Below are 24,932 nucleotides of genomic sequence, written 5' to 3' on the forward strand. Positions count from 1 at the left end.
ATGATCCCCCGCCGAGTCCGCCCACGGCGAACCCTGACCACATCCCCCGCCGTCACTCCACCCAGACAGGCCCCACACGCAGGATCCCGAGCTTCGGATTCTCCTTGCGATGCCGCCCGTCCGCCTCCCAATGCACCGTCCAGCCCCCCGGCGGCACCTCCGCAGGATCCATGTCCGGGACAGTGAACGACAGGCGCGTCCCGCCGCCGGGAGCCGGAACGTACTCGACCAGGCCGCCCATCAGATAATCCGCGGCGCGGCGGAGGGCGACCGGATCGTCGCCGAACTGGCCCATGCCGGTGTTGCAGCCATGGCAGGCGATGCCGCGCACGGCGCCGGTCTCATGGTCATGGTCGACGTGCTTCGCCGGGAAGTCGAAACAGACGGCGCACAGGCCGACCTGCATCTTGAGCAGCCAGTCGGCGTCCGCGGCATTGATCCCGTACTTCTGGCGCAAGTGGTAATGCCTCGCCGAACCCGGCGAATCCGACCTCGTCCGCCAGCCCGGGTCCGAACGCACCCGATCCGGCCCGCCGAAGACCCGGGAGCCGGTCTCGCGCTCCAGCCACCGCGCCTGCGAGCCCTCCAGCTCCAGGTACTCCGCCGCGAGCCGCAGGCGCTCCGGGTCGTCCTCGAACTGCCCGAGACCGCCGTTGCACCTGAAGCACAGCACCCGGCGGACGAGCCCCGTCATGTGGTCGTGGTCGACGTGCTTCGGCTCGGCGCGGAGGCAGATGACGCAGATGCCGCCCTGCTCGGCGATCATTCGCCGGACCTGCTCCTCGGTGACGCCGTACCGCAACTTCAGGAGGTAGTTGCGCTCGCTACCGTGGTTGCGCTCCCGGTTCTCCCTTTTGATCACGTTGTAGCAGGTTCGACAGTAGCCGGTGATCCCGGACTCTTCGGAGCGGTTACGACCGAACTCGGCGACCGGCTTCACCGTCTCGCACCTTGGGCAGTATTTCTTTCCCTCCGGAACCTGACGTCGCCTCTCATAGGCTTCGGTCTTCTTGCCCAACTCGGCTTGCTTTTTCCGATATGAGCGGCTATTGCGCAGTCCGAAGCAGGCCTTGCAGTAGTACGCCAGGCCGTCCTTGGACGCCTTGAGCTTCCAGAACTCTACAGCCGGCTTCGTCTCTCCGCAGTCCGGGCATCTTTTCGAAAACATGAGCGAGACCTTATCGGCCTCGCTCATGTTCGTCAGCCTATTCGATTATCGAGTGGGCCGGATAAACTGCCCAACTCCTTATATTGCACAGATGTCCGTTTTAATCACTGGCCGCCCTTTTGTACAAACCCGCGTACGAAGTCCTCTGCGTTCTCTTCGAGAACTTCGTCGATTTCGTCCAGAATTGAGTCCACGTCGTCGGTGAGCTTTTCCTGGCGCTCCTGCACGTCCTCGGTGGTCGTGGCCTCGGTCTCCTCGACCTCTTCCGTGCGCCGGGGGGTCTGCTTCTGACCGCCGGTGTCCTTCGTGGCCATCCCGTACCTCCGCTCTGCCGGTCCTTCCGACCCTATCTCCGATCTTCGACGGCCAGCGGATCTTGGAACCCGTTTCGCCGTCTCCACCCGGGGGCCGGGGGACTTGCTCGGGTTATCGCCCGTCGGCCGCTCCCTGAAACGGGCATACCGGTCACGAAACCGAGATGTCGCCTGTCGGTGCAGGTCAGCGAAGCGACAGTGGTATCGATAGTTCAACTATCCAATGGGCGCGCGAATGAGCCCGGACGGCGCTCGTGCGTCGTCCGGGCTCAGACCGCTTGGATCAGCTCTGGCCGGTCAGGGTGGCCACCAGGTCGGCCGCCGTCCGGCAGCGGTCCAGCAGGGGCCCTACGTGCTGCTTGGTGCCGCGCAGGGGCTCCAGGGTGGGAACGCGCTGCAGGGACTCGCGTCCGGGGACGTCGAAGATGACGGAGTCCCAGGAGGCCGCCGCGACGGAGTCGGCGTACTGGCGCAGGCAGCGGCCCCGGAAGTAGGCGCGGGTGTCCTCCGGGGGGTCGTCGACGGCGGCGTCCACGACGGATTCGGTGACGAGGCGGTCGATGCGGCCGCGGTCCACGAGCCGGTTGTAGAGGCCCTTGTCGGGCCGGATGTCGGCGTACTGCAGGTCGATGAGCTGCAGCCGGGAGTGGGACCAGTCGAGGCTGTCGCGGGTGCGGTAGCCCTCCAGGAGGGCGAGTTTGGCGACCCAGTCGAGTTCGCGGGAAAGCTGCATCGGGTCGTCGCCGAGGCGGTGGAGGACCGATTCCCAGCGGTCGAGGACGTCGGTGGTCATCTCGTCGACGTCCGAGCCGAAGCGGTCCTCGACGTACTTGCGGGACTGCTCGAGGTACTCCATCTGGAGCTGGACGGCGGTCATCTTGCGGCCGTCCCGGAGGGTGAGCAGATGCTTGCAGGACGGGTCGTGGGAGACGGCGCGGAGTGCGGCGACGGGCATGTCGACGGACAGGTCGACGGTGAGGAAGCCGTCTTCGATCATGGCGAGGACGAGTGAGGTGGTCCCGAGCTTGAGGTAGGTGGACAGCTCGGCCATGTTGGCGTCGCCGATGATGACGTGGAGGCGGCGGTACTTCTCGGGGTCGGCGTGGGGTTCGTCGCGGGTGTTGATGATGGGGCGTTTGAGGGTGGTCTCGAGGCCTACCTCGACTTCGAAGAAGTCGGCGCGCTGGCTGATCTGGAAGCCGTCGCCGCGGCCGTCGACGCCGATGCCGACGCGGCCGGCGCCGCAGACGACCTGGCGGGAGACGAAGAAGGGGGTGAGGTGGCGGACGATGTCGGCGAAGGGGGTCTCGCGGCGCATGAGGTAGTTCTCATGGCAGCCGTAGGAGGCGCCCTTGTTGTCGGTGTTGTTCTTGTAGAGCTGGATGGGGTGGGTGCCGGGGACCATGGCGGCGCGCTGTGCGGCGTCGGCCATGACGCGTTCTCCGGCCTTGTCCCAGATGACGGCGTCGCGGGGGTTGGTGCATTCGGGTGCGGAGTATTCGGGGTGGGCGTGGTCGACGTAGAGGCGTGCACCGTTGGTGAGGATGACGTTGGCGAGGCCGAGGTCTTCGTCGGTGAGCTGGGTGGGGTCGGCGACTTCGCGGGCGAGGTCGAATCCCCGGGCGTCGCGGAGGGGGTTCTCCTCTTCGAAGTCCCAGCGGGCTCTGCGGGCCCGTGCCGCCGACGCCGCGAGGTAGGCGTTGACGACCTGTGAGGAGGTCACCATCGCGTTGGCCCCTGGCTGCCCGGGTACGGAGATGCCGTACTCGGTCTCGATGCCCATCACCCGCCGAACACTCATATCGTCGAGCCTATCGGGGTGTGGGGGGTGGAGCCATGGGACCCGGTGTTCGCGGGGGGTGTGCCGGGGCATGCGGGCGCGGCGGCCTCCCGTCTGGGGGGCCGCCGCGCCGGTGTCAAGGTGTGGGTCGTGTTACAGGTACTGGCCGGTGTTGGCGACGGTGTCGATGGATCGGCCGGCTTCGGAGCCCTTGGTGCCGGAGACGAGGGTGCGGATGTAGACGATCCGTTCGCCCTTCTTGCCGGAGATGCGGGCCCAGTCGTCGGGGTTGGTGGTGTTGGGGAGGTCTTCGTTCTCGCTGAACTCGTCGACGCAGGCGGCGAGGAGGTGGTTGACTCGCAGGCCTTTCTGGCCGGTGTCGAGGAATTGTTTGATGGCCATTTTCTTGGCGCGGTCGACGATGTTCTGGATCATTGCTCCGGAGTTGAAGTCCTTGAAGTAGAGGACTTCCTTGTCACCGTTGGCGTAGGTGACCTCCAGGAAGCGGTTCTCCTCGGTTTCGGTGTACATGCGTTCGACGGTGCGCTGGATCATGGCCTCGACGGTGGCGTCCTCGGAGCTGCCGTGTTCCTTGAGGTCGTCGGGGTGGAGTGGGAGGCCGGTGAGGATGTACTTGGAGAAGATGTCCTTGGCGGCTTCGGCGTCCGGGCGTTCGATCTTGATTTTGACGTCGAGGCGGCCGGGGCGCAGGATCGCCGGGTCGATCATGTCTTCGCGGTTGGAGGCGCCGATGACGATGACGTTCTCCAGGCCTTCGACGCCGTCGATCTCGCTGAGGAGCTGCGGGACGATGGTGTTCTCGACGTCGGAGGAGACTCCGGATCCGCGGGTGCGGAAGATGGAGTCCATTTCGTCGAAGAAGACGATGACGGGTGTTCCGGCGGATGCCTTTTCGCGGGCGCGCTGGAAGACCAGGCGGATGTGCCGTTCGGTTTCGCCTACGTATTTGTTGAGGAGCTCGGGGCCCTTGATGTTGAGGAAGAAGCTCTTGCCTTCCTGCCCGGTCTTCTCGGCGACCTGTTTGGCGAGGGAGTTGGCGACCGCCTTGGCGATGAGCGTTTTTCCGCATCCGGGGGGTCCGTAGAGCAGGACGCCCTTGGGTGGCCTGAGCTGGTGTTCGCGGAAGAGGTCGGCGTGCAGGTAGGGAAGTTCCACGGCGTCGCGGATCATTTCGATCTGTGAGCCGAGGCCGCCGATCTCGTTGTAGGAGATGTCCGGGACCTCTTCGAGGACGAGTTCTTCGACCTCGGCCTTGTGGATCTTCTCGTAGGCGTATCCGGATCGGGGTTCGAGCATGAGGGAGTCGCCGGCCCGGAGGGGTACTCCGCGTAGGGGTTCGGCGAGTTTGACGACGCGTTCCTCGTCGGCGTGCGCGATGACGAGGGCGCGTTCGCCGTCGTCGAAGAGTTCCTTGAGCATGACGACTTCGCCTTGCTCTTCGAACTTGAGTGCTTCGACGACGTTGAGGGCCTCGTTGAGCATGACCTCCTGGCCGCGCTGGAGGTCATCGACGTCCACGGCGGGGCTGACGTTGACGCGGAGTTTGCGTCCCCCGGTGAAGATGTCGATGGTTCCGTCGTCGCGGGCTTCGAGGAAGACTCCGAATCCGGATGGTGGTTGTGCGAGCCTGTCGACCTCCTCCTTGAGCGCCACGATCTGTTCGCGAGCCTCTTTGAGGGTCGCTACGAGACGCTCGTTCTGACCGGTTACGGCGGCCAGGTTGGCTTGTGCCTCATGGAGGCGTTCTTCCAGCACACGTACTTGGCGCGGGGATTCCGCGAGCTTCCGGCGCAGCACGGAGATCTCCTCCTCCAGGAAGGAGATCTGCGTTTGAAGGTCCCTGACCTCCTTTTCGTGCTGCGCCTTGCGCGCCCCAGCATCGTCACGAGCGGCCACGCCCCGTCACCTCCTCACGAAGAGAGCCGACGACCTACTGAGACCCTACCTATCTGGAGGGCTTCCGTAACCTGCCCATTCGGTGTTCGTGTCGTGCGGGGGTGTTCGGGGAGGGTTGGGAGGGGTGCTGCGGGGGCGGTATGGGGTGTGGGGTTACGGGGCTTGGACCTGGGGGTTCGTGGGTTCGGGCGTGTCGTGGCGGGGGGTTTGCCGAGTTCGGTGGATGTGTGGGGTGGGACACGGGTGTGTCGGGGCGGTGCGGGGCGCGCCGGGGTGTGATCTATGCCTCGGTGGGGTGGCCGGGCGTGGCGGTGTCGCCGGGGGCGGTGCCGGCGGGTGCGGTGCCGGCGGGTGCGGCGTGGGCGCCTTTGGCGGGTCGGCGGCGGCGGGTGGGCGGGGTGACGCCGTCGGCGAGGCGGCGGGCGGTGACGAGGAAGCCGGTGTGGCCGATCATGCGGTGGTCGGGGCGGACGGCGAGGCCGTCGACGTGCCAGGTGCGGAGCATGGTTTCGGAGGCGTGGGGTTCGGCGAAGTTGCCGTGGGCGCGGAGGTCTTCGACGATGCGGGACATCTGGGTGGTGGTGGCGATGTAGGCGCAGAGGATGCCGCCGGGGATGAGGGCCTTGGCGGCGGTGTCGAGGCATTCCCAGGGGGCGAGCATGTCGAGGACGACGCGGTCGATCTCGGTTTCGGCGAGGGCGTGTTCGAGGGAGCCGACGGTGAGGCGCCAGGCGGGGTGGGGGGCGCCGAAGAATTTCTCGACGTTGGTGCGGGCGATGTCGGCGAAGTCGGTGCGGCGCTCGTAGGAGGACAGGAGGCCGTGTTCACCGACGGCGCGGAGGAGGAAGCAGCTGAGGGCGCCGGATCCGGCGCCGGCCTCGACGACGCGGGCGCCGGGGAAGATGTCGGCGGTGGCGATGATCTGGGCGGCGTCTTTGGGGTAGACGACGGCGGCGCCGCGGGGCATGCGGAGGGTGAAGTCGGTGAGGAGGGGGCGGAAGGCGAGGTATTCGGTTCCGCCGGTGGTGCGGTAGACGGTGCCTTCGGGGCTGCCGATGATGTCGTCGTGGGGGACGGAGCCTTTGTGGGAGTGGTACTGCTTGCCGGGTTGGAGGGTGATGGTGTTGATGCGGCCTTTGGTGTCGGTGAGCTGAACCTGGTCTCCGGGCCGGAACGGGCCGTGGGGGATGCGGCCGGGGGTGGGTGCGGGGCCGTTCGGCTGGGGTTCGCTCATGGGGGTCAAGGCTAGCGGCGCGTGGGGGCGCGGCTGACGGCTGCCCTGGTCGGGCGGGTGGGGCGGGGGGGTGCTTCAGATGCCGGTGAAGGCCTGGTCGACGTCGGTGGCGGCGAGGACGCCGTAGACGCGGCCGCCGGGTTCGATGAGGAGGTATTCGGAGGCGGGGGCGCGGCGGAGGGCTTCGATGAGGTCTTCGCCCGTGATGTCGGCGGGGAGGGTGAGGTCGTCGTCGATGCCGCGGGAGAGGTCGCCGGCGGTGATCCAGGGGCGGCGGTGTTCGGGGGTGGCGGTGACGGCCTTCTCGTTGACGAGGCCGAGGGGGCGTCCGTCGTGGTCGGCGATGACGATGGCGCCGGCGTGGTCGTGGTGGGCGCGGCGGATTGCTTCGGCGAGGGGGGTGTCGGCGGTGACGAGGGTGGCGCGGCGGGCGAGGCGGCGGGCGGCGAGGAGGGGGATGCGGTCGCGGACGTGTTCGGCGCGGATGGCCTGGGTGGCGCCGACCCAGATGAAGGAGGCGACGAGGGCGGACCAGAGGAGGGCGAGCCAGCCGATGCCGGTTCCGGTTCCGTAGGTGGCGAGGTAGGCGCCGGCGACGAGGCAGGCGATGGCGACGGCGCGGCCGACCCAGCCGGCGATGATGGCGCCGCTGCGGCTGTGTCCGGTGGCTTTCCAGACGGCGGCGCGGACGAGGCGTCCGCCGTCGAGGGGAAGGCCGGGCAGGAGGTTGAAGACGCCGACGAGGAGGTTGGCGAAGGTGAGGGCGTCGACGAGGAGGAGGGCGACGTCGGGGAGGGGGATGAGGGCGTGGGTGAGGAGGCCGAGTCCGGCGAGGACGAGGTTGACGAGGGGGCCGGCGAAGGCGATGAGGAATTCGCGGCCGGGGGTGGGGGCTTCGCGTTCGATGGCGGTTTCGCCGCCGAGGACGTGGAGGGTGACGGAGCGGACGGGGAGGCGGAAGGCGCGGGCGGTGACGGCGTGGCTGAGTTCGTGGATGAAGACGGAGCCGTAGAGGAGGACGGCGTAGGCGAAGGCGACGAGGTAGCTGAGGGGGCGTTCGACGACGTCGTGGACTTGTCCTTCGAACATGACGGTGATGAGCGCGGCGACGAGGAACCAGCTGGGTGAGACGTAGACGGGGATGCCGAAGGGGCGGCCCATGAGGAGGCCGGGGCGTGCCGTGCGGCCGTTTTCGGGCCCGGGGTCTCCGGCGGGCGTCTTTCCCTCGGTCGGGGGCGCGCTGTGTGTCACGTGACCGATGCTACGGCCCCGGTTGGGCGGATCGGCCGGTGGTGTGGCGGGTCGTGGTGCGGCCGATGCGGATTTTCGTCGGGGGTGTCGCCTAGTGTGCTGTGCCATGACGACGACCGAGGCGGGTAGTTCTTCGTCCGTTCCGTCCGGGGGCGGCGGTGCCGGGGACGGGGGCGCCGGCGGCGGGGCGGGTGTGGCGGTGGTGGGGTCGTTGTCGCCGTCGCGGGCGGGCGATTTCATGACGTGTCCGCTGCTGTACCGGTTCCGGGTGATCGACCGGTTGCCGGAGCGGCCGAGTGCGGCGGCGGCGCGGGGGACGCTGGTGCATGCGGTGCTGGAGCGGTTGTTCGATCTTCCGCGGGGCGGGCGGACGGCAGAGGCGGCGGTGGAGCTGCTGGGGCCGGAGTGGGAGCGGCTGCTGGTGGAGGAGCCGGAGCTGGCGGAGTTGTTCGCGGAGGGCGATGCGGGGGACGCGGAGCGGTCGGCGTGGCTGGGTCAGGCGCGGCGGATGGTGGAGCGGTATTTCACGCTGGAGGATCCCCGGCGGCTGGAGCCGGCGGAGCGTGAGCTGTTCGTGGAGACGGTGCTGGATTCGGGGTTGAAGCTGCGGGGGTACATCGACCGGGTGGATGTGGCGCCGGGCGGTGACGTGCGGATCGTGGACTACAAGACGGGGACGGCGCCGCGTGCGGATTTCGAGGCGCGGGCGTTGTTCCAGATGAAGTTCTACGCGCTGGTGCTGTGGCGGTTGCGGGGGCGGGTTCCGCGGCTGCTGCAGCTGATGTATCTGGGTAACGGCGAGGTTCTGCGGTACGAGCCTGATGAGGCGGATCTGCGGGCGACGCAGCGGAAGGTGGAGGCGCTGTGGCTGGCGATCCGGCGGGCGATGGACACCGGGGAGTGGCGGCCGCGGGCGGGGCGGCTGTGCGACTGGTGTGATCACAAGGAGCGGTGCCCGGAGTTCGGGGGTACTCCCCCGCCGTTGCCGGTGGTGCCGGTGTCCCGGCCGTCTCCCGCGGATCTGGAGGGTGCGGCGGCGCCGGGCGGTGCCGCCCGGGAGCGTGACGATCTGTAGTGGTGCGGTGACGTTGGGCCGTGCGCGGGGAGGTCAGGTGAAGGGTGAGGGCGGGTGCGTCATCCTTGGGGAGGACTGCGGATCCGCGTTCAGGAGGGGCCGAGGCCTGGTGTGAGCTCCTAGGGTGAAAGCGTGTCACCCCGCATCCGTGGTCTTCGTGCCTGCCGCGCCTGGTTGAAGGTGCGTCCTCAGGCGGCCGACGCGTTGCTCGCGTTGGGTCTGCTGCTGGTGGGGCTGCCGCAGCTGTTCCTGGAGGAGCTGCCGAAGGGTGCGGATTACGAGCAGTTCCGGGATCCGGATGTGTGGAGCGGGCTGCTGGTCGCGGCGGTGACGATGTCGCTGACGTGGCGGCGGCGTCATCCGCTGCAGGTGCTGGCGTTTATCATCGGGGGCGAGCTGGTGATGGCGGTGGCGGGGTATCCGCCGTCGGTGCCGGACGTGGTGGCGTTCCTGATCGCGGTGTACAGCGTGGCGGCGCATCGGGGTCTGGCGCAGAGCGCGCTGGGCGGGCTGGCGGGGTTCGTCTATTTCCTGGTGTATTTGATGCTGCTGCCGGTGTCGTCGTCGCTGCCGGTGGTGGTGACGGACTGTGCGCTGGTGGTGGGGGTGTGGGTGCTGGGCCGGAACCTGCGGCTGCGGCGGGCGTATTTCGCGGAGCTGGAGGACCGGGCGGCGCGGCTGGAGCGGGCGCGGGGCACCGACGCGCGGGCGGCGCGGATCGAGGAGCGGTCGCGGATCGCGCGGGAGCTGCATGATGTGGTGGCGCATCATGTGAGCGTGATGACGGTGCAGGCGGGGGCGGCGCGGCGGATCATCGACCGGGACGCGGGCAGCGCGCGGGAGGCGATGTCGACGATCGAGGAGGTCGGGCGGACGGCGCTGAGCGAGATGCGGCGGATCGTGGGGGTGCTGCGGACGGACCGGGACGCCGAGCAGGCGGGGCGGGAGCTGGCACCGCAGCCGGGTCTGGGTGATCTCGCGGAGCTGCTGGATCATGTGCGGGAGACGGGTCTGTCGGTGCAGCTGTGGATCGAGGGTGAGGCGCGGTCGCCGTCGCCGGGGGTGGACGTGGCGGCGTTCCGGTTGATCCAGGAGGCGCTGACGAACACGCTGAAGCATGCGGGGCCGCAGGCGCGGGCGTGGGTGCGGCTGTACTACGGGGATCGTGATCTGACGGTGGAGATCGAGGACGACGGGCGTGGCACGGCGACGTTCATGGCGGACAACGACGACAATCCGGGGCATGGCCTGGTCGGGATGTACGAGCGGGTGGCGCTGTACGGTGGCGAGTTGAGGATCGGGCCGCGGGTCGGCGGCGGGTTCGGTGTGCGGGCGCGGTTCCCGCTGGAGGCGTGAGGCCGCGGCAGGCCGTAGGTTGGGCGGGATCGCCGTGGTCCGGCGGATCGCCGTAGGTTGGGCGGGATCACCGTAGGTTGGGCGGAATCACCGTAGGTTGGGCGTGATCGCCGTGGTTCGGGCGGAGCGTCGTGAGGCGAGGAGCGGGACGATGAAGCGTCGGGAACGCCGGGCGGGCGGGGCGCGGCGATGAGCGCGGTGCGGGTGCTCCTCGTCGATGATCAGCCGCTTCTGCGGACGGGGTTCCGGCTCATCCTGGAGGCCGAGACCGACATCGCGGTGGTGGGTGAGGCCGGGGACGGCGCGGTGGCGGTGGAGCTGACGCGGTCGCTGCTGCCGGACGTGGTGCTGATGGACATCCGGATGCCGGGGGTGGACGGGATCGAGGCGACCCGGCGGATCGTCCGGGACGGTGCGGCGTCACACGATCCGAAGGTGCTGATCCTGACGACGTTCGATCTGGACGAGTACGTGATCGAGGCGGTGCGGGCGGGGGCGAGCGGGTTCCTGCTGAAGGACTCGCCGCCCGAGGATCTGGTGACGGCGATCCGGATCGTGGCGGCGGGCGACGCGATCGTGGCGCCGAGCGTGACGCGGCGGCTGCTGGACCGGTTCGCGTCGCGGCTGCCGGCGGTGCGGGACCAGTCGCCGCCGCCGGGGCTGGACACGCTGACCGAGCGTGAGCGTGAGGTGCTGTCGCATGTGGCGCGGGGCCAGTCGAACGCGGAGATCGCGGCGGAGCTGGTGGTCAGCGAGACGACGGTGAAGACGCACGTGGGGAACGTCCTGGCGAAGCTGGGGCTGCGGGACCGGGTGCAGGCGGTCGTGTACGCGTACGAGACGGGGATGAGCCGGCCGGGGCAGAGCTGACCCGGTGCCGGCGCGTCGCCGCGGGTGAGCGGCCCGGTGGGTGCGTCCGGGGGCCGGTGGGGTGTTCGCGCTGGCCGCGGCTGCGCGGGTGCGTGCGGTGTCAGGGTCGGACCCTGAGGTGACCCCGTCTTCGAGGAGGAGGCGTCTACTCCGGTAGGACGACCGGAGGGTGGCGCCTCCTGCCCTGGGGGGACGGGCAAGTCCGTTCCTGGGGTGCATGTCGGAAGGCCGCTGGGCTTCTACTGTTTTGTACGTCGGATCGCCCGGGGGCATCGCGTGATCCGGACATGTTCTGCTCGCATTCACTTACATTCCGGGAGTTTCACGTGACGAACACCGCCCCATCGACCGCCGGCGCGCAGACCGCGCCCGGGGCGGGCGACTTCGCCGCACGGACCAGTCAGATCGCGAAGGTGTACGGGCGCGGCGACGCCCAGGTCGTCGCGCTCGACGGGGTCACGGTCGGCATTCCCCGCGGCCGGTTCACGGCGATCATGGGTCCGTCCGGGTCCGGGAAGTCGACCCTCATGCACTGCATGGCGGGGCTGGACTCGGTGGACTCCGGGGAGGTGTTCATCGGTGACACCGAGCTGACCCGGCTGAAGGACAAGCAGCTCACCCGGCTGCGCCGCGACAAGGTCGGTTTCATCTTCCAGGCGTTCAACCTGGTGCCGACGCTGACGGCGCTGGAGAACATCACGCTGCCGATGGACATCGCGGGACGCAAACACGACCGGGAGTGGCTGGACACGGTGATCGACACGGTGGGGCTGCGGCCGCGGCTGAAGCACCGCCCGTCGGAACTGTCGGGCGGGCAGCAGCAGCGGGTGGCGTGCGCCCGCGCGCTGGCGGCCCGCCCGGAGATCATCTTCGCGGACGAGCCGACGGGGAACCTGGACTCGCGGTCCGGCGCGGAGGTGCTGGGGTTCCTGAGGGACTCGGTGCGGCGGATGGGCCAGACGATCGTGATGGTGACGCATGACCCGACGGCGGCGGCGTACGCCGACCAGGTGCTGTTCCTGACCGACGGGCAGATCGTCGACACGATGGCGGGCCCGACGGCCGAGCGGGTGCTGGAGCGGATGAAGGGCTTCGAGTCCGGCGGCGCGGCGGACGCGCGGCCGGCCGGCGCCGACGCGCAGGGGCCGGGGGTCGCGGCGCGATGATGGGCAAGGTCACGCTCCGCAACCTCGCGGCGCACAAGATCAGACTGGTGCTGACGGCCGTCGCGGTGATCCTCGGCGTGGCGTTCGTGGCCGGGACGCTGATCTTCACCGACAGCATGAACAAGCGTTTCGACGAGGTGTTCAGCAGCATCAGCGAGGACATCGCCGTCGACGTGCGGGCGAAGAAGGTCGTGGGCGGCAACGACGACGGAATGTCGGCGCAGCCGGTGCCGGCGTCGGTGCTGGAGACCGTCAAGGGCGTGGACGGGGTCAAGGACCCGATCGGGAACGTCACCGGGTACGCGGCGGTCGTCGGCAAGGACGGCGAGATCGTCGGGACGCCGCAGAACGGCCCGCCGCAGCTCGGCGTGAACTGGACGAGCAGCGGGTTCTTCGAGCTCACGTCCGGCCGCGCGCCGCGGGGGCCGGCCGAGATCGTCGTCGACGAGGCGACCGCCGACAGCGGCGGGCTGGCCGTCGGCGACACCACCCAGGTCATCACGGCCGGGCCGCCGCAGCGGATGAAGATCGTCGGGCTGACCGACACCGGGAACATGATGGGGACGACCATCACCGCGTTCGACACCCCGACGGCGCAGAGGCTGCTGCTGAAGCCCGGCTACTTCAGCGACATCGAGATGGGTTCGGCGGGGCCGTCGGAGGGGGAGCTGCGCGACCGCGTCGCGAAGGTCCTGCCGCAGAACCTGGAGGCGATCACGGGGACGGAGCTGCGCGAGGAGGCGCAGAGCGACGTCGCGCGGATGATGGGCTTCTTCCGGACGTTCCTGCTCGCGTTCGCGCTGATCTCGATCTTCGTCGGGGCGTTCATCATCTTCAACACGTTCTCGATGCTGGTGGCGCAGCGGACCCGTGAGCTGGCGCTGCTGCGCGCGATCGGCGCGGCCCGCGCGCAGGTGACGCGGGCGGTGATCGGTGAGGCCGTCGCGGTCGGGATCGTCGGGTCCACGCTCGGGCTGGCGGCCGGGGCGGGCCTGGCGTCGCTGCTGCAGACGCAGATGGGCGACGCCGGGGAGGGCGGCCTGACGTTCACCGCGACGCCGGTGATCTGGTCGTACGTGGTCGGGATCGTGGTGACGGTCGTGTCGGCGTACTTCCCGGCGCGGCGCGCCGCGAAGATCCCGCCGGTGGCGGCGATGCGCGACGACGTGGCGCTGCCGCAGCGGTCGATGCGGATCCGGATCGCGCTCGGTTCGCTGCTGACGGCCGTGGGCGCGGGGCTGATCGGCCTCGGTCTCGCGGGCGGCGGCGGGAACCCGGCGATCCCCGTCGGCGCGGGCGCGTTCGCGGTGTTCATCGGTGTCGCGATGCTCGCCCCGGTGATCAGCGTCCCGGTGCTGCGGGTGCTGGGGGCGCCGGCGGCGCGGCTGATGGGGTCGCCGGGGCGGCTGGCGCGGCAGAACGCGCTGCGCAACCCGCGCCGGACCGCCGCGACCGCGGCGGCGCTGATGATCGGCCTGGCGCTGATCACCACGGTGAACGTGCTGGGCGCGACGATGCGGGCGTCGATCGACGAGCAGGTGGACGCGCAGTTCGGCGCGGACTACCTGGTGCAGTCGCAGGGCGCGGGCGGCGTGAACGCCGAGGCGCGGCAGAAGATCGAGAGCGTCGCCGGGGTGGTGACCGCGTCGCCCACCTACGACGGCGAGGTCAAGATCGACGGCAAGGAGGTGTTCTACGTCGCGGGCGACGCGCGGGTCCTCACCGGCGCAGCCCGGCTGAAGATCGTGTCGGGCGGCGCCGCGACCGGCCCGTCCGCGATCATGGTGGACGAGGACACCGCGAAGGACCGCGGGTGGAAGGTCGGGACGGTGGTGCCCGCCCAGTTCCCCGACGGGAAGACCGAGCGGCTCACGCTGTCCGGCGTGTACGCCAAGAGCGACCTGATCGGGCCGCGGCTGCTGTCGCCGCAGGCGCACCTGAAGCACACGGTGAAGCCGGCCGTGTCCATCATGGTGGTCGACACGGCCGAGGCGGACGCGGCGACGCGGACGGCGCTGGAGTCGGCGCTGGCGGGCTACCCGAACCTGGAGGTCGCCGACCAGGCGTCGCTGAAGGAGGACGCCCGCGCCCAGGTCGACGGGTTCGTGACGTTCCTGACGATCCTGCTGATCATGTCGGTCATCATCGCGGCCGTCGGGGTGATCAACACTTTGGCGCTGTCGGTGATCGAGCGGACCCGGGAGATCGGGCTGCTGCGCGCGATCGGGATCTCCCGGCGGCAGCTGCGCCGCATGATCCGCCTGGAGTCCATCATGATCGCGTTGTTCGGGGCGGTGCTCGGCATGGGCATCGGGGTCGCGTTCGGCGCGGCGCTGCAGAACGCCCTCGCCGATGACGGTCTCGGGGTCCTCGCCATCCCGTACGGGACGCTCGTCGTCTACCTGGTGGTGGCCGCGGTGATCGGTGTGCTGGCGGCGCTGTGGCCGGCGTGGCGGGCCGGGCGCATGGACGTCCTGAAGGCGATCTCCACCGAGTGACGCCCGCCGCGCCGCCGGAACCCCGGCGGCGCGGTGCGGCGGCCCGGTGCGGGCACGCAAAGACCCGGTCCCCTCGGGTGAGGGGGCCGGGTCTTTCCGGTGCGGGAGGCGCGCCGGGGGGAAGGTCCGGCGGGCGCCCTACTCCGCGGGTTCGGCGCCGGGCTCGGGCTCGGCGTCGTCGGACGGGGCCTTGCCGAGCGTCACCGCGGCCTTGGCGACCGCGTCGGTCGCGCTGACGGTGGTGTTCTCCGGGAAGTGGCAGGCGGCCTGGTGGCCCGGGCTGAGCTCCACCAGCGGCGGCTCGACCTGCTTGCAGATGTCCTGCGCCTTCCAGCAGCGGGTGTGGAAGCGGCACGCCGGCGGCGGGTCCAGCGGGCTCGGCACGTCGCCCTGCAGCCGGATCCGCTTGCGGTTCTCGCGTTCGCTCGGGTCCGGGATCGGCACGGCCGACAGCAGCGCGTTGGTGTAGGGGTGCATGGGCCGCTGGTACACGTCCGCCCGGTCCGCCACCTCGACGATCTTGCCGAGGTACATGACGGCGACGCGGTCGGAGATGTGCCGCACCACCGACAGGTCGTGCGCGATGACCACGTAGGTGAGGTCGAGCTCGTCCTGCAGGTCCTCAAGCAGGTTCACGACCTGCGCCTGCACCGACACGTCCAGCGCCGACACCGGCTCGTCCGCGATGATCAGCTTCGGTTTGAGGGCGAGGGTGCGGGCGATCCCGATGCGCTGCCGCTGCCCGCCGGAGAACTCGTGCGGGTAGCGGTTGTAGTGCTCGGGGTTCAGCCCGACCAGCTCCAGGATGTCCTGGACGGCCTTCTTGACGCCCTGCTTGGCCTCGATGTTCTGCAGCCGGAACGGGGCCCCGACGATCGCGCCGACCGTCTTGCGCGGGTTCAGCGACGAGTACGGGTCCTGGAAGATCATCTGGAGGTCGCGGCGGAGCGGCCGGAGGCGGCCCTGGGACATCTTCGTGATGTCCTCGCCCTCGAAGGTGATCTTCCCGAAGCTCGGGTCCAGCAGCCGCATGATCATCCGGCCGGTGGTGGACTTGCCGCAGCCCGACTCCCCCACCAGCCCGAGCGTGTCGCCCTTGCGGACCGAGAACGACACGCCGTCGACGGCCTTGACCGCCGCCACCTGCCGGCGCAGCAGCCCCGCGGTGACGGGGAAGTGCTTGCCGAGATTGTCCACCTCCAGCAGCACCTCGCCGTTCTCACGCGAACGGGGCTCGGCCGCCGGGGTCTTCGATGTGCTCACAGTCTCGTTACCACCCGTGCTCGTCACAGCTTCGGCCGGATCTCGTCGTTCCAGATCTCCCGCCGCTTGCCCAGCGGGAGATGGCACGCCGCCTTGTGGCCCGGCTCGACCTCGACCAGCTCGGGCCGTACGGTCTCGCTCTTGCCGTCGTTCAGGTCCCGGTAGGGGCAGCGCGGATGGAACGCGCACCCGGACGGGACGTTGATCAGGCTCGGCGGCGTCCCGGTGATCGGCATGAGCCGCTCGGACCGCTCGCGGTCCAGCCGGGGCATCGAGCCGAGCAGCCCCCACGTGTAGGGGTGCAGCGGCCGGTGGAAGGTGTCGTCCACCGACGCCTGCTCGACCGAGCGGCCGGCGTACATCACCAGGATGTCGTCGGCGAGTTCCGCGACCACCCCGAGATCGTGGGTGATCATGATGACGGCGGAGTTGAACTCCTGCTGCAGGTCCCGGATCAGGTCCAGGATCTGCGCCTGGACGGTCACGTCCAGCGCCGTCGTCGGCTCGTCGGCGATCAGCAGCTCCGGGTCGCACGACAGCGCCATCGCGATCATCGCGCGCTGCCGCATGCCGCCGGAGAACTGGTGCGGGTAGTCGTCGACCCGCTTGTCCGGCCTGGGGATGCCGACCTTGCCCAGCATGTCGATGGCGTGCTTGCGCGCGACCTGCTTGGACACGTCGTTGTGCACCCGGTAGGCCTCCACGATCTGCTTGCCGATCGTGTAGAAGGGGTGCATCGACGACAGCGGATCCTGGAAGATCATCGCCATGTTGCGGCCGCGGAGGCGGCGGACCTCGCTCTGCGAGGCGCCGACGATCTCCTTGCCGTCCAGCCAGATCTCGCCGGACACGCTGGCGTTGCGCTTGTTGTGCAGGCCGAGGATGCCGAGGCTCGTGACGCTCTTGCCCGAGCCCGACTCCCCCACGATCCCCAGCGTGCGGCCGCGTTCCAGCTGGAACGACAGCCCGTCGACGGACTTGACCAGGCCGTCGTCGGTCGGGAAGTGGATCTTCAGGTCGCGGACCTCGAGGAACGCCGTGGGAGCCTCGCCCTCGTCCGCGGTCTTCGCGGCCGGCGCGGTGCCGGTCATCAGCCCAGCCTCACTCTCGGGTCGACGATGGCGTACAGAAGGTCGACGATCAGGTTGATCACCACGATGGAGGTGGCGGTGATCAGCGTGACCCCCAGCACCATGGGCAGGTCGCCGCTGCGGATCGAGCCGATCGCGAGCTGGCCCAGCCCGGGGATGCCGAAGGTGTTCTCGGTCAGCACGGCGCCGCCCAGCAGAAGACCGAGGTCGAGGCCGAAGATCGTCAGGAGCGGCGTCAGCGACGCGCGCAGCGCGTGCTTGGTGACGACGGTCTTCTCCGGCAGCCCCTTGGCGCGGGCGGTGCGGATGTAGTCCTCGTTCATCGTCTCCAGCATGCCCGCTCTGGTGAGCCGCGCGTACATCGCGGCGTACAGGAACGCCAGGGTGACCCAGGGCAGCACCAGCGACTGGAACCACGTCACGGGATTCTCGGTGAATGGGTTGTAGCTTCCGCCGCCCGGAAAGATCTTGAAAGTGTAGGAGAACAGCGCGAGTGACACCAGCCCGGTGAAGTAGATGGGCAGCGACACACCGCTCAACGCGATGATCATCGCGGTTCTGTCCCAGAGAGTCCCTCTCTTGAGGGCTGAGATGACGCCCGTGGTGATGCCGCCCGCCAGCCAGATGATCGCGGCTCCGATGGCGAGCGACGCGGTCGCGGGGGCGCGGTCCATCAGCGTCTGCAGCACCGGCTGGCTGCTGCGGAACGAGTAGCCGAGGCACGGCGCCGGGCAGTGGTCGGTGACCGGGCCGGCCTTGTAGTCCTTGCCGACCACGATGGCCTTGAGGTAGTTCCCGTACTGCACGACGACCGGGTCGTCGAGGCCGAGACGCTCCTTGGTGTCCTCAATGGCCTCCTGGCTCGGCGCTTTGCCGACGTACGAGGCGGCGAGCTGGTCGGTCGTCTGTCCCGCGAGCTTCGGCAGCCAGAAGAAGATACCGAAGGTCACCAGGCTGACCAGCAGCAACATGACGAAGGCACCGATCAGGCGCCTGATGATGTATGGGAACACATTACGCGGCCCCACCCGCCGGCCGGCCGGACCTGTAGGTCCGGGCACGGCCGGCGGGCGTCGCCTTCACCTGCCTTCAGAGGGACGCATGGACGAGTGGAACCCTTACTCCACGCCCATGTTGAGGTAGTCGTACATGCCGCCGTAGGAGAGGGTGATCCCGGCGTTGGTGACGCGCTCCGGCCGGTACATCAGCGCCTTGGCGTACACGAGCGGAACCTGCGTCGCCGACTGCATGACCATCTTGTCGACCTCGCCATAGATCTTCAGGCGGGCCGCCTTGTCGGTGTTGGCGATGGCGCCGTCCAGCGCATCGTTGATCTTCGGGTCGTCCAGTTCGGCGAGGTTGGTGCCGCCGGACGGCTTGATGGCGTCGCCGTGCACGATCTGCGCGAGGAAGCCGTAGCCGGTGGGCCAGTCCGCCGCCCACGCCATGATCATCATGCCGACGCCGTGCTCGTGCACGTAGTCCGGCACGCCGACGTACTTGTTGAAGTAGTCACCGGCGGGCCACTGGACGATCTCGGTCTCGATGCCGACCTTCTTCAGGCTCTGCTGGATCGCCTGGGCCATCGCGACTTCCTTCGGCCGGTCGGACCGGGCCGAGATCTTCGTCTTGAAGCCGTCCGGCTTGCCGCAGGCCTGCAGCTCCTGCTTCGCCTTGGCCATGGTGGCCTCGTCGAGGCCGCCGTTCTCGGCCTGCTTCTGCGGGTACAGGTCGAACTTGGTGTAGCCGTCGACCGTCGGCGGCAGCACCGTGGTGGCGACGTCACCGCCGGCCAGCGGGCCTCCGTAGGCGGTCTGAGCGGCGACCTTGTCGGTCGCGTACTGCACCGCGATGCGGCAGTGGACGTTGTCCAGCGGCTTGACGTGGACGTTCAGCGACATGAACCGCAGGAAGCCCTGGATCGGGTTGTCCACGTACGGCTTCTGGTCCGCGGCCAGCACCTTCGGCTGGGTTCCCGACTGCACGCCGACGCCGGAGATGTCCATGTCGAGCGTGCCGGCCAGCAGCCGCTGGTCGATGTCGTCGGCGTTCTGCTTGAGCTGGATCTCGATCTTGTCGGGCAGCGCCTTGCGGATCGGGTCCGTGCTCTTGTTCCAGTGCGTGTTGCGCGACATCGTCATCGACTTGCCGCGCGTGTAGTTGTCGACCTTGTACGGGCCGCTGGAGACGATCGAGTTCTCGTACTTCAGGCCGGTGTCCTTGGCCTTCGGCACGGGCATGGTCTGCGACATCGAGACCAGGTAGTCGAACTCGGCGAACGGCTCGTTCAGGTGGAAGATGATGGTCTGGTCGTCCGGCGTCTCGATGGACTCCAGGCCCTTCTCGCCCTTGTCGTCGTACGGCCCCTTGTACGCGGGGTCGTTGTCGACGAGGTACTGCTTGAAGTACTTCGGCCCGAGCTGCAGCTCCTCGGTGTAGTTGCTGCGCTCGACCGCGTACTTGACGTCCTTGGACGTGACGGTGGTGCCGTCGTCGTACTTGACGCCGGTGCGCAGCTTGTACGTCCAGGTCTTGCCGCCGTCGCTGGGCGTCCCGAGGTCGGTCGCCAGGTCCGGGATGACCTCCAGGCTCTCCTTGCCGGCGCCGGGCTTGAACGTGGTCAGCGCGCGGCCGTACTGACGCGCGATGTTCTGCGAGAACGCGTAGTAGGTGTTGCCGGGGTCGGGAGAGTCGAAGTCGTCGGAGCTGGCGAGCTTGAGCGTGCCGCCCTTCTTGTCCGACGTGTTGACGACCTCGTTGACGGCGGCATTGAAGCCGGCGCCGCCGTCTCCGTCGCCGGACTCGCCGCCGCCACAGGCGGCGAGCCCCGCGGCCGCGACCACACCGGCCGCGAAGACCGCGATTGGTCTCATTTTGTTCATGTGCAGGCGCACCCCTTCAATTAGGCGGGTCGATAGAACCCGAGTCACTTGGCCCGAGGGTCGAGAGCGTCCCGCAGCCCGTCACCGAACAGGTTGAAGGCGAGGACGGTGATGAAGATCGCCATACCGGGAATGATCATGTACATCGGGTCCGAGGAGTAGATCGGCACGGCGAGGGTGAGCATGCCGCCCCACGAGGGGGCGGGCGGGATCACGCCGACGCCGAGGAACGACAGGGCCGCCTCGAACAGGATGTTGGTCGGGATCAGCAGGGTCGAGTAGACCAGGATCGGCGCGACCAGGTTCGGCAGGATCTCCTTGAAGAGAATGTAGGAGTTGCGGGCGCCCATGCTGCGCGCCGCGTCGACGAACTCGCGTTCGCGCAGCGACAGCGTCTGGCCCCGGATGATGCGGCCGATGTAGGGCCAGTTGAAGAACCCGATGACGATGACGAGCACCGACACGCGGAGCCCGTTTCCGCTCATCCCGAACGCTCCGTCGGAGACGACGCCGACCAGGGCGATCGCGAACAGCAGCAGCGGGAAGGCCAGGAAGGCGTCCATGGTGCGGCTGATCACGTAGTCGACCCAGCCGCCGAAGTAGCCGGCGGTGATGCCGAGGACCGTGCCGAGCACCACCGACATCAGGGTGGCCAGGAACGACACCAGCAGGGAGATCCTGGCGCCGTGCACGATGCGGGCCAGCATGTCGCGGCCGGTGCCCGGTTCGACGCCGAGCCAGTGGTCGCTGCTGATGCCCGAGTGCCAGAACCCGGACTTGGGCCGGTTGTAGGTCGGGTCGATCAGGTTCTGGTGGTAGGCCAGCGGGTTCTGCACGAAGTACGGGCCGAAGATCGCGATCAGGATCAGCAGGACCACCACGACGGCGCCGGTGAGCGCGACCTTGTCGCGCTTGAGCCGCATCCAGGCGATCTGCCCAAGGGAGCGCCCTTGGATCTTCTTGCGGTCGACACCGGTGAGCACCGATTCCGGTTGCGCCTCGGTGTCGGATCCGGTCACCTCGATGGGTGCGGCCACGCTCCATACCTCCTACCGTCAGGCCACTGGTTCGGCCACGCCGCCGACGCGTGGCCGGCCGCGGCGGAGATCATCCGCTGCTTCCGTGCGCGTCGCGCCGCGTTCGCTGAAGGGAAAGGTAGCCCTTCGGGCACGACTGTCCATCCGTGAGCCGACTCACGCCAGTACCCGTATCTGACTTGTGATCTCGTCGTCATCTGGGGAACACGCACCGAGACACCACATCGGACAAATCGCCCGAATAGTACGTTCCACGCAGTACCGGCGGACACTCCGAGCCGGTCTAGACCGCGAAACTTTACCGTACCGAGTCCGATCCGATATCGATTCTCCGCAGGTCAGCGTCTTGCAACAGGAAAACGGCGGGCCGGGACGCCCTCGCGTCGTGCGAGGGCGTCCCGGCCCGCCGTGTCGCGCGGGAACAGGGTGGCCGGAGGGTCAGGAGATGCCGCGGTCGCGCAGGATCTTCTCGATCTCGGCCATCTCCGGGTCGCCGCCGCCCGGCGCGGGCCCCTCCACCGACCTCTTCGGCTTCGCGGACCGCCCCGCCGCCTTCGGCTCCCCTGCGGCGGCCTTGCCCCCGCCCGCCGCGCCGGCGCGGCGGCTGATCATGGCGCCGGAGGTCATGTAGAGCAGCACGGCGAGCCCCGCGACCGCGACGCCCGCCCACTTGACGGGGCTGAACGCCAGGTCGACGAAGAACTCCGTCACCCCCGTCATCGCGGCCGCCAGCGGCACCAGGGACAGGGCGGCGCCGCGCAGGCCGGTGCCCGCGCCGCGCCGGCGGTACACCCCCCAGCTGATGACCAGCCCGACCAGGGTCACTCCGAGGCTGATCGCGAAAATGGCTGTGTCGGTCATGCCGGCCCCTCATTCCTTACGGTGATGCCTCGCCGAACGCCTCTCATCCTCGGCGGCCCGCGCCAGGTGACGGCCTGGGCGGCAGCCCGGATGGAAGCCTTCACTCCCATCGTCACACGCCCGGGGCCGTTTCCGATCCTCCCGGCGGACGGTTTGCGGCGGGCCGGTCTCCTCCTCCCGCGTGACCCGTCCCTGAGGGACCACCCCGGGGGTATCAGGCGGCGGCTCCCGTCACGGGGGCGGGCGGCCGTCCCTCACGCGCCGGCGAACGGCGGCAGTGACCGCAGCGTCGCCAGGCTCACCTCGCGCAGCGACGCGACCACGACGCGGCCCGGCACGGGCGGGATCGGCAGGACGCCGGGGACCGCGACGGTGACGCAGCCCGCCGCCTCCGCCGCCGCGACGCCGTTCGGGGAGTCCTCCAGGACGACGCAGCGGGCCGGATCGGCGCCGAGCCGGGCGGCGGCGGTGAGGTAGGGCTCGGGGTCGGGCTTGGTCCGCGACACCTCGTCGCCGGCGACGCTGAGCGCGAAGTGCTCGCGGCCGACCGCGTCCAGCACCGGCTCGATGAGCCGCCGGTGGCTGGAGGACACCAGCGCCGCGGTGACCCCGGCGGCGCGGATCTCGGAGAGCAGGTCCTTGGCGCCGGGCATCATCGGGACGCAGGTCCCGAGCCGCTCGGCCATGCCGTCCAGCATCCGCCGCCCCACCTCCCCGGGGTCGGCGTCCGCGCCGGTCAGCTCCAGCATGTAGCGGACGGCGATGTCCAGGGAGCCGCCGACGAGCCGTTCCTGGTGGGCGGGGCTCCATTCGCCGCCCAGCCAGGCCATGACCTCCGACTCGACCTCCAGCCAGACGCGCTCGGAGTCGATGAGCAGGCCGTCCATGTCGAACAGCACGGCCTGCGGGCCGCCACGGGTCACGTCGCTCCTTCGTTCCTTCTTGGACGGGGTGTGCAAAGAGACGGTGACGGATGGGTCACCGGACCGATACCGTGCCCTCAGTAAACTACTACCCGGTAAGGAACGGCATGAGCGCGTACCGCACCATCCTCGTCGGCACCGACGGCTCGGACTCCTCCTTCCGCGCGGTCGACCGGGCGGCGCAGCTGGCCGCCGCCACCGGCGCCACCCTTCTGCTCGCCTCCGCCTACAGCCCCATGCCCGAGCGGGAGCGCGCCAACGCCGCGGACCGGCTCGGGGACCTCGCCTACAAGGTGCAGGGTTCCACCCCCGCCGACGACGCGCTGCGGGCCGCGCGGGAGCGGGCCGTCGCGGCGGGCGCCCTCGACATCGACGAGGTCGCCGTCGAGGGCGATGCCGTGGACGTCATCTCCAGGCTGGCCAAGGACCGCGGCGCGGAGCTCGTCGTGATCGGCAACCGCGGGCTGAACAGCCTGGCCGGCCGGCTCCTGGGGTCGGTCCCGGCGAACCTGTCCCACCGCTCCCCCTGCGACGTGCTGATCGTGCACACGACGGACGGAAAGTAGCCGGGTTCCGCCGCGGGCGTACAGGGCGGGGGTCTGCCGCCGGGAGGGTGGGGTAGGTCAGGGGCAGGACGTAGGCTGACAGCCACCGATCATGAGCGGGGCCCCCGACCCCGGGAATGACGGCCCCCGTCGGTGACGCTGTACCTGGGCGTCGGAAGGAGGCAGCGCGTGGTCGAGCTCGAAAGCGTGCCGGAACTCGTCGATCCGGTGCTCGTGGCCGCCTTTGAAGGGTGGAACGACGCCGGGGAGGCCGCCAGCGGGGTGATCGCGCACCTGGAGTCCACCTGGGAAGCGGTGCCCATCGCCGAACTCGACCCCGACGACTACTACGACTTCCAGGTCACCCGCCCGATCGTGGAGATGACCGAGGGCGAGACCCGCGGCATCACCTGGCCGACCACCCGCGTGTCGTGGGCGCGTCTCCCGAACGGCAAGGACGTCGTCCTCCTGCACGGGATCGAGCCGAACATGCGGTGGCGGTCGTTCTGCCGCGAGCTGATCGGGCTGATGCTGGAGCTGGAGATCCGCAACGTGGTGCTGCTCGGCGCGCTGCTCGCCGACTCGCCGCACACCCGGCCGGTGCCGGTGACCGGGGCGGCGTCCGAGGCGGGGCTCGTCGGCGCGCTGCACCTGGAACCAGCCCGCTACGAGGGGCCGACCGGCATCCTCGGGGTGCTGCAGGAGGCGTGCGCCAGGGCCGACCTCGACACGGTGTCGCTGTGGGCCGCGGTCCCCCACTACGTCGCCCAGCCCCCGTCGCCCAAGGCGACCCTCGCGCTGCTGCGCCGCGTCGAGGACCTCCTCGACGTGACCGTCCCGCTCGGTGAACTGCCCGAGGAGGCCCGGGCCTGGGAGCACGGCGTCAACGAGCTCGCCGAGGAGGACTCCGAGGTCGCCGAGTACGTCCGGACGCTGGAGGAGCAGAAGGACGCCACCGAGCTGCCCGAGGCGAGCGGCGACGCGATCGCCCGCGAGTTCGAGCGCTACCTGCGGCGCAGAGATCCCGGCCGGGGCTGAGGCCCGGGGTTACACTCGGTCGTGTCCGTTTCCCGGTGATGGCCCGCGCACGCCGCCAAGTGCGTTCACAATGATCGTTTCTTCTCCGGAGGGCGGTGGCGCCCGGGGCCGGTGAGCCGCCCCCGGGGCGGCCCGGCGATCCGGGTCCGGCCCCCGCGCGAGCTGCGCCGCCAGCGGCGCCGCCGTTCCCATCCCTGCTGGGACCATCTCATCGCCGCGCCGCTGTGGCCGCTGCACGGCGCCAACCTCGGGACCCTTCTGCGCACCTGCGACGCGGTCGGCGCGTGCATGGCGGTCCCCCGGTTCTCATGGGTGCCGGACGCGCTCGCACGCGGCAACACGCTCCGCCGCCCCGCCTGCGTCCACTGGGTGAACGACCCGGTCGGCTGGCTGGAGCGCCGGCGGGACGCCGGTTCGCGGGTCGTCGGGGTGGAGCTGGCCGACGAGGCGGTCCGGCTCGCGGACCTGCCGGCGGCGCGCGTGCCGACGGTCGCGGTGCTCGGTCACGAGCAGTCCGGCATCCCCGGTGAGGCGCTCGACCTGCTCGACCTGGCCGTGGAGATCCCCATGGTGGGAGGCGGGAGCAGCCTGAACGTGGCCGTCGCCGGCTCACTGGTGCTGTACAAGCTGGCGGGCCTGCTGTGACGGCGGCCGCGCCGGCGG

21 protein-coding genes are annotated in these 24,932 nt (G+C 69.6%); 8 read left to right on the top strand and 13 right to left on the bottom strand.

Annotated features, from left to right (window positions below):
• Positions 1–52: 52 nt before the first annotated feature.
• From ACGFK0_RS14475 to ACGFK0_RS14500, 6 genes are all read right to left on the bottom strand, one after another.
• Complete coding sequence (locus ACGFK0_RS14475; protein ID WP_392904596.1) at positions 53–1,195, bottom strand: endonuclease VII domain-containing protein; 1,143 nt, start codon at positions 1,193–1,195, stop codon at positions 53–55.
• 77 nt (positions 1,196–1,272) lie between these two features.
• Positions 1,273–1,482, bottom strand: coding sequence for a ubiquitin-like protein Pup (locus ACGFK0_RS14480; protein ID WP_392904599.1), 210 nt, complete (start codon positions 1,480–1,482; stop codon positions 1,273–1,275).
• Positions 1,483–1,765: 283 nt separating this feature from the next.
• On the bottom strand, positions 1,766–3,283 hold the full coding sequence (gene dop, locus ACGFK0_RS14485) for a depupylase/deamidase Dop (protein ID WP_392904601.1): 1,518 nt from the start codon (positions 3,281–3,283) through the stop codon (positions 1,766–1,768).
• 132 nt (positions 3,284–3,415) lie between these two features.
• Positions 3,416–5,179 carry a proteasome ATPase gene (gene arc, locus ACGFK0_RS14490; protein WP_392904604.1) on the bottom strand — a complete coding sequence of 588 codons (1,764 nt, stop codon included), beginning with the start codon at positions 5,177–5,179 and terminating at the stop codon, positions 3,416–3,418.
• A 280-nt stretch (positions 5,180–5,459) separates the two neighbouring features.
• Positions 5,460–6,413 carry a tRNA (adenine-N1)-methyltransferase gene (locus ACGFK0_RS14495; RefSeq protein ID WP_392904606.1) on the bottom strand — a complete coding sequence of 318 codons (954 nt, stop codon included), beginning with the start codon at positions 6,411–6,413 and terminating at the stop codon, positions 5,460–5,462.
• Positions 6,414–6,488: 75 nt separating this feature from the next.
• Complete coding sequence (locus ACGFK0_RS14500) at positions 6,489–7,664, bottom strand: site-2 protease family protein (protein WP_392904609.1); 1,176 nt, start codon at positions 7,662–7,664, stop codon at positions 6,489–6,491.
• Positions 7,665–7,770: 106 nt separating this feature from the next.
• On the opposite strand from ACGFK0_RS14500, the gene ACGFK0_RS14505 reads away from it, so the two are divergent.
• The 5 genes from ACGFK0_RS14505 (at position 7,771) to ACGFK0_RS14525 (ending at position 14,629) form a co-directional block, all read left to right on the top strand.
• Positions 7,771–8,739, top strand: a complete 969-nt coding sequence (locus ACGFK0_RS14505; RefSeq protein WP_392904611.1) for a RecB family exonuclease — start codon at positions 7,771–7,773, stop codon at positions 8,737–8,739.
• Positions 8,740–8,871: 132 nt separating this feature from the next.
• On the top strand, positions 8,872–10,095 hold the full coding sequence (locus ACGFK0_RS14510) for a sensor histidine kinase (protein ID WP_392904614.1): 1,224 nt from the start codon (positions 8,872–8,874) through the stop codon (positions 10,093–10,095).
• A gap of 189 nt (positions 10,096–10,284) precedes the next feature.
• A complete protein-coding gene (locus tag ACGFK0_RS14515; protein WP_392904617.1) occupies positions 10,285–10,965 on the top strand; it encodes a response regulator in 681 nt (226 codons plus the stop codon).
• Positions 10,966–11,291: 326 nt separating this feature from the next.
• The gene (locus ACGFK0_RS14520; RefSeq protein WP_392904620.1) at positions 11,292–12,131 is read left to right on the top strand and encodes an ABC transporter ATP-binding protein; all 840 of its coding nucleotides are present in this window, start codon (positions 11,292–11,294) and stop codon (positions 12,129–12,131) included.
• Positions 12,128–14,629, top strand: coding sequence for an ABC transporter permease (locus ACGFK0_RS14525; RefSeq protein ID WP_392904623.1), 2,502 nt, complete (start codon positions 12,128–12,130; stop codon positions 14,627–14,629). The genes ACGFK0_RS14520 and ACGFK0_RS14525 overlap by 4 nt, the downstream gene beginning before the upstream one ends.
• Positions 14,630–14,767: 138 nt before the next feature.
• Here ACGFK0_RS14525 and ACGFK0_RS14530 read toward each other — a convergent pair whose 3' ends face one another.
• From ACGFK0_RS14530 to ACGFK0_RS14560, 7 genes are all read right to left on the bottom strand, one after another.
• Entirely contained in the window at positions 14,768–15,892 is a 1,125-nt protein-coding gene (locus tag ACGFK0_RS14530; protein WP_392904625.1) for an ABC transporter ATP-binding protein, read from the bottom strand.
• A gap of 23 nt (positions 15,893–15,915) precedes the next feature.
• Complete coding sequence (locus ACGFK0_RS14535; RefSeq protein WP_392904627.1) at positions 15,916–16,983, bottom strand: ABC transporter ATP-binding protein; 1,068 nt, start codon at positions 16,981–16,983, stop codon at positions 15,916–15,918.
• The gene (locus ACGFK0_RS14540; protein ID WP_392904630.1) at positions 16,983–17,996 is read right to left on the bottom strand and encodes an ABC transporter permease; all 1,014 of its coding nucleotides are present in this window, start codon (positions 17,994–17,996) and stop codon (positions 16,983–16,985) included. The genes ACGFK0_RS14535 and ACGFK0_RS14540 overlap by 1 nt, the downstream gene beginning before the upstream one ends.
• 105 nt (positions 17,997–18,101) lie before the next feature.
• The gene (locus ACGFK0_RS14545) at positions 18,102–19,856 is read right to left on the bottom strand and encodes an ABC transporter substrate-binding protein (protein WP_392904632.1); all 1,755 of its coding nucleotides are present in this window, start codon (positions 19,854–19,856) and stop codon (positions 18,102–18,104) included.
• A gap of 53 nt (positions 19,857–19,909) precedes the next feature.
• On the bottom strand, positions 19,910–20,902 hold the full coding sequence (locus ACGFK0_RS14550) for an ABC transporter permease (RefSeq protein WP_392904636.1): 993 nt from the start codon (positions 20,900–20,902) through the stop codon (positions 19,910–19,912).
• 438 nt (positions 20,903–21,340) lie between these two features.
• Positions 21,341–21,763 carry a hypothetical protein gene (locus ACGFK0_RS14555; protein WP_392904639.1) on the bottom strand — a complete coding sequence of 141 codons (423 nt, stop codon included), beginning with the start codon at positions 21,761–21,763 and terminating at the stop codon, positions 21,341–21,343.
• A 254-nt stretch (positions 21,764–22,017) separates the two neighbouring features.
• A complete protein-coding gene (locus ACGFK0_RS14560) occupies positions 22,018–22,686 on the bottom strand; it encodes an HAD family hydrolase (RefSeq protein WP_392904641.1) in 669 nt (222 codons plus the stop codon).
• 107 nt (positions 22,687–22,793) lie between these two features.
• Between ACGFK0_RS14560 and ACGFK0_RS14565 the strand changes: the two genes are divergently transcribed.
• The 3 genes from ACGFK0_RS14565 to ACGFK0_RS14575 all read left to right on the top strand — a co-directional run bounded on the left by ACGFK0_RS14565 (position 22,794) and on the right by ACGFK0_RS14575 (position 24,914).
• On the top strand, positions 22,794–23,252 hold the full coding sequence (locus ACGFK0_RS14565; protein ID WP_392904644.1) for a universal stress protein: 459 nt from the start codon (positions 22,794–22,796) through the stop codon (positions 23,250–23,252).
• Between the two features lie 168 nt (positions 23,253–23,420).
• Entirely contained in the window at positions 23,421–24,269 is an 849-nt protein-coding gene (locus tag ACGFK0_RS14570) for a PAC2 family protein (RefSeq protein ID WP_392904647.1), read from the top strand.
• Between the two features lie 111 nt (positions 24,270–24,380).
• On the top strand, positions 24,381–24,914 hold the full coding sequence (locus tag ACGFK0_RS14575; RefSeq protein ID WP_392904650.1) for a TrmH family RNA methyltransferase: 534 nt from the start codon (positions 24,381–24,383) through the stop codon (positions 24,912–24,914).
• Positions 24,915–24,932: the final 18 nt, after the last annotated feature.

The sequence above is a fragment of the Spirillospora sp. NPDC048823 genome (genome assembly GCF_043198445.1).
Taxonomy (GTDB): domain Bacteria; phylum Actinomycetota; class Actinomycetes; order Streptosporangiales; family Streptosporangiaceae; genus Spirillospora.

Coding starts and splice junctions, on each gene's coding strand:
- ACGFK0_RS14480 (WP_392904599.1), bottom strand. CDS start 1,482: ATGGCCACGAAGGACACCGGCGGTCAGAAGCAGACCCCCCGGCGCACG.
- ACGFK0_RS14565 (WP_392904644.1), top strand. CDS start 22,794: ATGAGCGCGTACCGCACCATCCTCGTCGGCACCGACGGCTCGGACTCC.
- ACGFK0_RS14495 (WP_392904606.1), bottom strand. CDS start 6,413: ATGAGCGAACCCCAGCCGAACGGCCCCGCACCCACCCCCGGCCGCATC.
- ACGFK0_RS14505 (WP_392904611.1), top strand. CDS start 7,771: ATGACGACGACCGAGGCGGGTAGTTCTTCGTCCGTTCCGTCCGGGGGC.
- ACGFK0_RS14475 (WP_392904596.1), bottom strand. CDS start 1,195: ATGAGCGAGGCCGATAAGGTCTCGCTCATGTTTTCGAAAAGATGCCCG.
- ACGFK0_RS14545 (WP_392904632.1), bottom strand. CDS start 19,856: ATGAGACCAATCGCGGTCTTCGCGGCCGGTGTGGTCGCGGCCGCGGGG.
- dop (WP_392904601.1), bottom strand. CDS start 3,283: ATGAGTGTTCGGCGGGTGATGGGCATCGAGACCGAGTACGGCATCTCC.
- ACGFK0_RS14525 (WP_392904623.1), top strand. CDS start 12,128: ATGATGGGCAAGGTCACGCTCCGCAACCTCGCGGCGCACAAGATCAGA.
- ACGFK0_RS14555 (WP_392904639.1), bottom strand. CDS start 21,763: ATGACCGACACAGCCATTTTCGCGATCAGCCTCGGAGTGACCCTGGTC.
- ACGFK0_RS14535 (WP_392904627.1), bottom strand. CDS start 16,983: ATGACCGGCACCGCGCCGGCCGCGAAGACCGCGGACGAGGGCGAGGCT.
- ACGFK0_RS14515 (WP_392904617.1), top strand. CDS start 10,285: ATGAGCGCGGTGCGGGTGCTCCTCGTCGATGATCAGCCGCTTCTGCGG.